Annotated in this window: 7 protein-coding genes; 2 read left to right on the plus strand and 5 right to left on the minus strand. The window is 75.4% G+C overall.

Annotated features, from left to right (window positions below; all coding sequences use genetic code 11):
• The first annotated feature begins 30 nt into the window (after positions 1-30).
• The gene (locus DQW06_RS16995) at positions 31-699 is read left to right on the plus strand and encodes a maleylpyruvate isomerase family mycothiol-dependent enzyme (protein ID WP_117198899.1); all 669 of its coding nucleotides are present in this window, start codon (positions 31-33) and stop codon (positions 697-699) included.
• Between the two features lie 183 nt (positions 700-882).
• Here DQW06_RS16995 and DQW06_RS17000 read toward each other — a convergent pair whose 3' ends face one another.
• The 4 genes from DQW06_RS17000 to DQW06_RS17015 all read right to left on the minus strand — a co-directional run bounded on the left by DQW06_RS17000 (position 883) and on the right by DQW06_RS17015 (position 4,160).
• A complete protein-coding gene (locus tag DQW06_RS17000; protein ID WP_041552735.1) occupies positions 883-1,476 on the minus strand; it encodes a flavin reductase family protein in 594 nt (197 codons plus the stop codon).
• A gap of 66 nt (positions 1,477-1,542) precedes the next feature.
• On the minus strand, positions 1,543-2,565 hold the full coding sequence (locus tag DQW06_RS17005) for a pyridoxal-phosphate dependent enzyme (protein WP_117198900.1): 1,023 nt from the start codon (positions 2,563-2,565) through the stop codon (positions 1,543-1,545).
• 87 nt (positions 2,566-2,652) lie between these two features.
• A complete protein-coding gene (locus DQW06_RS17010; protein WP_013153469.1) occupies positions 2,653-3,444 on the minus strand; it encodes a Rossmann-like domain-containing protein in 792 nt (263 codons plus the stop codon).
• The gene (locus DQW06_RS17015) at positions 3,441-4,160 is read right to left on the minus strand and encodes a methyltransferase (protein WP_013153468.1); all 720 of its coding nucleotides are present in this window, start codon (positions 4,158-4,160) and stop codon (positions 3,441-3,443) included. The genes DQW06_RS17010 and DQW06_RS17015 overlap by 4 nt, the downstream gene beginning before the upstream one ends.
• A 258-nt stretch (positions 4,161-4,418) precedes the next feature.
• Here DQW06_RS17015 and DQW06_RS17020 point away from each other — a divergent pair, with 258 nt between their 5' ends.
• Positions 4,419-5,693, plus strand: a complete 1,275-nt coding sequence (locus DQW06_RS17020; protein ID WP_013153467.1) for an MFS transporter — start codon at positions 4,419-4,421, stop codon at positions 5,691-5,693.
• A 46-nt stretch (positions 5,694-5,739) separates the two neighbouring features.
• Here DQW06_RS17020 and DQW06_RS17025 read toward each other — a convergent pair.
• Positions 5,740-6,429: iron chelate uptake ABC transporter family permease subunit (locus DQW06_RS17025; RefSeq protein WP_157983466.1), on the minus strand; the 690-nt coding region annotated here is incomplete at its 5' end.

A 6,429-nucleotide genomic window follows, 5' to 3' on the forward strand; every position in this document is an offset into this window, starting at 1 on the left:
GTACCGAACAGCGTTCGGTACCGTGGCGCCATGAACACCGCGAAGATCTACACCTCCTGCCAGGAGCGCATGCTCGCGCTCGCCGACGACCTGAGCGCGGAGCAGCTCGCCACGCCCGTTCCCGCCCTGCCCGCGTGGACCGTCCGGCAGACCTACGCGCACCTGGCCGGGCTCTGCGCCGACGTGCCCGCGGAACGGGTCACGCCCCCGGCCGACGACGCCGTCACCGCCCGCCAGGTGGCCGAGCGCGAGCACCTGGACATCGCCGCGCTCTGCGCGGCCTGGCGCGCGGACACCCCGGCCCTGCTGGAGGTCTTCGCCACCCGGACCCGGGCCCGCTACTCGCTGCCCGCGATCGACGTGTGGCACCACGAGAACGACGTCCGGGGCGCGCTGGGGATGCCCGTCCAGCCCGAGCACGCCGACGAACTGGCCGCCTTCGTCCTGGGCGCGACGGCCCGCGCGTGGTCCCCCGAGCTGCCCGGGGTGCGCGTGGTGGCCGCGGACACCGGCCAGGAGTGGGCCTTCGGGGAGCGGGCCGACCTGGAGTGGTCGGCCACGGCCTTCGAGCTGGTGCGCGCCGCCACCGGCCGCCGCAGCGCCGCCCAGATACGCGCCATGGACTGGAGCGGCGACCCTGCCGACGTCCTGTACCGCCTGTCGGCCTTCCCCTTCCCGGAGACCGACCTGCGGGTCTGACCGGGGAACGACGGGTGTGTCCGAATCACCCGTGCGGGACCCGGGCCCGCCGATTCCGGCCGGACGGGCCGGAAGCGGCGGTCCGGACGGCCTCCGCCGGTCGGGACGGACTCTCCGCATGCCGGGTCGGCCGCCCGACGGCGGCCGGAGCCGCCCACCGGGGCCGTCGCCGGGAGCCGCCGGTCAGGGCCGGTACGGGATCCGCGGGAGGGCCCGCACCTCGCCCAGCGTGGACCACTCGTCTCGGCCCAGCCGCGCCAGCGGTCGCAGCAGGGTCGCCTCGGGGTGCCCGTCCACCAGCACCGACTCGTCCACGGCCGCCCGCACCACCCGGCCGAACACCACCGTCGAGTCGCCCAGGCCCACCGTCGAGTGCAGCACGCACTCCAGCGCCACCGGGGAGTCGGCCACCCGGGGCGGGCGCACCGACGCGCTGGGCTCGCGCCCGATCCCCAGGGCCTCGAACTCGCTCACCTCCGGCGGGTAGGAGGTGCCGCTGGCGTTGACCTGTTCCCGCATCGGCTCCGGGGCCAGGTTGACCACGAACTCGCCGGTCTCCTCCACGTTGCGCAGCGAGTCCTTGCGCCGCACCGAGGTGAACTGCACGATCGGCGGCTGGGTGCACGCGACGGTGAAGAAGGAGTGCGGCGCCAGGTTGTCCACGCCCGCCGCCGACGTGGTGGAGACCCACGCGATCGGTCGCGGCAGGATCACGGCCGTCATCAGCTGGTAGAACGCTCGTCCGGGCAGGTCTTGCGGTGTCCATTCGGTACGCATCGGCATCGATTATCCCGCCCCGCGCGCGGGCGCGGCCACCGCCGCCCCGCGCCCGCGCGTCCGGCCTCAGGCCGTGCGGTCGAACTCCGCCTGCCGCGGCGCCCCGGACCGGCGCCACTCCATGCGCGCCCAGGGCAGGCGCAGCTCGGAGGTTCCGGTGACGTCCAGCGGCTTGAGGTCCTCCACCGCCTCGGCCTCCCGGTGGCGGGCGAACACCGACTCGGTGTAGCGGTGGCCGGTGTCCGCGGCGACGAACACCACCGTCCGGCCGGGGGAGAGCCCCAGCTCCCACCGGGCGGCCAGGTAGGCGGCGCCGCTGGAGAGCCCCGCGAACACGGCGTGCCGCCGCAGCAGGTCGACCGTTCCGGCCAGGGCCGCGGTGAAACCGGTCCAGTGCACGGTGTCGTAGAGGGTGTGGTCGACGTTGCCGAAGGGGATGGCGCTGCCGATCCCCGCGATGATGATGTCCTTGTCGGGCACGCCGTCGCTGGCGAAGGTGACGCTGCCGAACGGCTGCACCCCCACCAGGCGGGTGCCCGGGTCGGCCTCGCGCAGGTAGGTGCCCAGCGCGCCGGTGGACACGCCCGTTCCCACACCCCCCACGAGCGTGAGGTCCGCGCCCGCCGTCTCCCGGCGGACCGTCTCGGCGACCTCGCGGTAGCCCAGGTAGTGGAGGGGGTCGTGGTACTGGCGCATCCAGTGGTGGTCCGGGTGGGCGGCCAGGACCTCCCGGACCCGGCGCACCCGGCGGTTCTGGTCCAGGCGCAGGTCGTCGGTGGACTCCATCTGTTCCAGGCGTACGCCCAGCACCTCCAGCTGTACGCGCAGGGTGCGGTCCACGGTGGTGGAGCCGATGATGTGACATCGCAGGCCGTACCGGTGGCAGGCCAGCGCCAGCGCGTGCGCGTAGACGCCGCTGGAGCTGTCCACCACGGTGTCGCCGGGGCGGACGGCGCCGCTCTCGACGAGGTGGCGGACGGCGGTCAGGGCCGAGAGGGCCTTGAGGGTCTCGAACCGCAGGCACAGCAGTCCGCCGCCCAGGTCGATGAGGTCGGGGCGGCCGATCGCTTCGGAGACGTGCTCGTCCACGGTCGTTCTCCTTACTGGTGGCTGGGGCGGGCGCGTGCTCCGGAACGCGAAGGTGCACGCGCCCGCCCGGGAGGAGGGCGTGGGTGTTCAGGCCGCCGGGGTCGCCCGGTAGCGGTAGAGCCGCGTGGGGTCGGCGCTGAACTGGGAGAAGGGGAAGGGCTCGGCGGAGACTCCGTCGACTCCGCGGCCGAGGAAGGCGCGCGCCACCGCGCTCGCGCTCTGGGCGTAGACGTACAGGGGGACGCCGCGCCCGCGGCACCGTGCCAGGAGCGGGTCGAAGGTGCCGTTGCCCAGGGTCATGCCGGTGGCCACGACGGCGTCGGCCGCGTCGACCACCTCCTCCATGGACTCCGAGACGGGGTCGCCCCAGCGGGTGGTGCGCAGGTTGAGGTCGCAGGGCAGGCACTCGCCGCCGCGTTCGCGGATGGCGGCCACGAGGGGGTTGACGACGCCGATCAGCGCGATCCGCGCGCCCTCGGTGATGGGGACGAGACCGGCGACGGCGGCGTCCCGGGCCCGCGCGCGCTGTTCGGGCGTTCCGGCGGGCAGGGTGACCGGTTCGGCCCGGGGGTCCTCGCGGTGCGGCGAGGTGTGGGCGAGGTGGGCGTCCAGGGCGGCCACCCGCAGGGGGAGGGGCCCTTGGGCGAGCAGTTCGGCCAGCGGGGCGCCCGAGGCCTCGCGGCACAGCTCCGGCGCGATCTGCCCGTCCTCGAAGGCGCAGGCCCCGAAGGCACCGCCGACGCGCACGGCGACGTAGTGGTTGAGGTAGGTGGTGTCGCCCCCGGCCAGGCGGGTGCCGTGGTGGAGCCAGAAGACGCTGGTGGCCACGGTGTCGCCGACCCGGCCGACGGCGTCGCGCAGGAGGTCGTCGAGGGTCATCTCCCGGCCTCCTGGAAGCGGAACAGGTAGGTCAGGACCCCGTCGCCCCAGTCGTGCCGGTGGTGCACCCCGGCCCGGAAGCCGGTGGCCTCCGCGTGGGCGACGATGCGGCGCAGGTCGGCGGTGTTGGAGGCGATGAGGAAGACCTCCGCGCCGGGGGCCAGCAGCGGGCGCTCGGCCAGCTGGGTGAAGAACTTCTCCGTGATCGCCGCGCCCACGCACACGTTGCGCACGACGTCGGGGTCGGTGCTGACCGTCCGGCTGACCGCGGGCGGGTTGAAGGTGACCACGTCGAGCGCGGTCCCGTCCGGGAAGCCCTCGAACATGTCGCCGGTCACGGGGACGAGTTCGGTGGCGGTGCGGTCCCCGAGCAGGCGTGTGAAGTTGCGGGCGGCGGCCTCGACGCTGGGGCCGTGGACGTCGGCGGCGTGGACCCGGCGGGCGCCGCGCGCTCCGGCGGCGACGGCCTCCACGCCCAGGCCCACGCCCATGGCGGCGTAGTGCCGTCCGCGCACGTCGATGTCGTCGTCCAGGATGCGCTGGTGGATCATCCTGCTGGTCCCGCCGGGGAGGAAGACGCCGGGCGGTACCTCGAACCCCCAGCCGTTCCAGGTGTAGGAGCGGGTGGTGTGCAGGTCCTCGCGCGGCGGGTTGACGGCGAGGATCTGTTCGGCGGGTAGCGGTGGGGGCAGTTGGTCCACGAGGGAGCGGTCCACGGTCGTCCTTCCAAAAGGGGGTCGGGAGTAACACGGGACACCAACGGGGAGCGCCGGATGTTCTGAGTACCGGAGTCCGCGCGCTATTGTAGATAAAACGATAACCATTGTCATTAGTGGGGTCGGAGTTCGCGTTCCCGGGGGTGTTCCATGGCCCCGGGCGCCGCGCGGCGGACGGGCCCGCGACGGACGCGCCCGGGCGGGGGCGGCGCCAGCGCGCCCCGCCGGTGACCATCCGCGGAGAGGACGTGGAAAGACGTGGCCCACCCCCAGCAGACCGGCACTGTGCCCACGGCCCCACCGCGCGCGCACGTGTTCTCGGACCCCGCCTTCCTCCGCCTGTGGTCGGGGAGCACCGCCTCGGGACTGGCCACGTGGGCCATGCCGTTCATCCTCGGCCTGGCCGTCCTGGACGGATCGCTCACCGCCATGGGGCTCGGCCTGCTCCTGGCCACCCGTACCGGCGGGTTCCTCCTCGCCCTGCCGCTCGGCGGCCTGCTGGCCGACCGGCTCTCCCGCCGCGCGGTGGTGCTGTGGGCCGGGGTCCTCGCGGCGGCGGCCACTCCGCTGGTCGCCGCGGGCGTGGCGACCGGCGCCCTGGCGCTCGCGGCCGTGGCCGCGGCGGCCGTGGGCGCGGGCCAGGGAGCCTGTAGACCCGCCTTCCAGGCGCTGACCGCCGAGGTCGTGGACGAGCCGCGGCGCCAGCGCGCCAACGCGGCGCTCACCATCTCCGTGCGGGTCACCACCCTGGTCGCCCCGGGGGCGACGGCGCTGCTCTCCACGGTCCTGGGCGTGCACGCCCTCCTCCTGGTCACCGCCGCGCTCTGGGCGGTCGCCGCCCTGGCCCCGCCCCGGGGCCGGAGCGCGCCCGCCCCGGGAGCGGTGCCCGCGCGCGGCTTCTCCCCGGTCGCCGACTTCCGCGACGGGCTGCGCGAGGCCCGGCGCCACACGTGGTTCCTCGCGGGGCTGGGCGCCCTGACGGCGGTGATCGCCACCGGGTACTCCGCCACGGGCGTGCTGCTCCCGGTTGTCAGCCGCGACACCTACGGCACCGAGGCGGTGCTGGCGGGCGCGCTGACCGCCTACACCGGCGGCGCGCTGGCCGGGGCGCTGCTGATCGGGCGCTGGCGCCCCTCCTCCCAGGGGTGGGTGGCGCTGGCGGGCCTGGCCCTGTACGGGCTCGCGCCGCTGAGCCTGCTCCTCCCCGTGGGCCCGTGGACGGTGTTCGCCGCCTACGCCCTGGCGGGGGTCGGGATCGAACTGTTCAACGTCCCGTGGTTCACCGCCGCCCAGCGCGAGGTCGCGCCCGACAAGCTCGCCCGCGTCTCCTCCCTGGACTTCCTGTTCTCCTACGGCCTGGCCCCGGTCGGGCTCGCGCTGATCGCCCCGGCCACCCAGGCCTTCGGCACGGAGGCGGTCCTGGTCGTGTGCGCCGCCCTGTGCTTCCTGGCCCCGGGGGCCGCGGCGCTCGCCCCCGGTTCGCGCCACTTCGCCATGGGAGGCCATGGGGCCCCGGCCCCGCGAGCCGCCTGACCGGGAAGGCTCCCCCGGGGACCTGCCGGGGCGGCGCCCCGGGTGTTCACCGGTCCCGTCCCGCCCTGCCGCCGCGGGCCAGCAGGTACAGCAGGAAGGGGGCGCCCAGCGCCCCGGTGACCACCCCGACCGGCAGTTCGCTCCCCCCGAAGGCGGTGCGCGCGACCAGGTCCGCAACGGCCGTCAGGAGCGCTCCGCAGGCGGCGCAGGGCAGCAGCCCGAGGGCGCGTCCGCCCAGCAGCCGCCGCACGATCTGCGGGGCCACCAGGGCGACGAACGCGACGGGACCGGCGACGGCGGTGGCCGTGGCCGCGAGCGCGGCGGAGGTGAACAGCAGGGCGCCCCGGGCGAGCCGCACCCGGCCGCCCAGGGCGGTCGCCGCGTCCTCCCCGAGCTGGAGCAGGGACAGCGGTCGGGCCGACAGGAACGTGGTCGGAGCCAGGACGGCCAACCCCACCGCCACCGTCACCACGTGCGGCCAGTCCCGGTTGGCCAGGCTGCCGGTGAGCCAGAGCATGGCGCGCTGCGCCGTGGCGAGCTCCGTGCGGGTGAGCAGGTACGACGTCACCGCGCCCAGCACCGCGGTGACCGCGATCCCCACCAGGACCAGCCGCTGCCCGCTGACACCGCGCCGGTAGGCGAGCAGGTACAGCAGGAACGCGGTGGCCACGGCCCCCGCCAGCGCGCTGGCCGCGATCGCCGCCGCCGTGCCGCCGAAGACGACGATGGCGAGCAC

Source organism: Nocardiopsis sp. TNDT3 (assembly GCF_003427465.1).
GTDB classification, from domain to species: domain Bacteria; phylum Actinomycetota; class Actinomycetes; order Streptosporangiales; family Streptosporangiaceae; genus Nocardiopsis; species Nocardiopsis dassonvillei.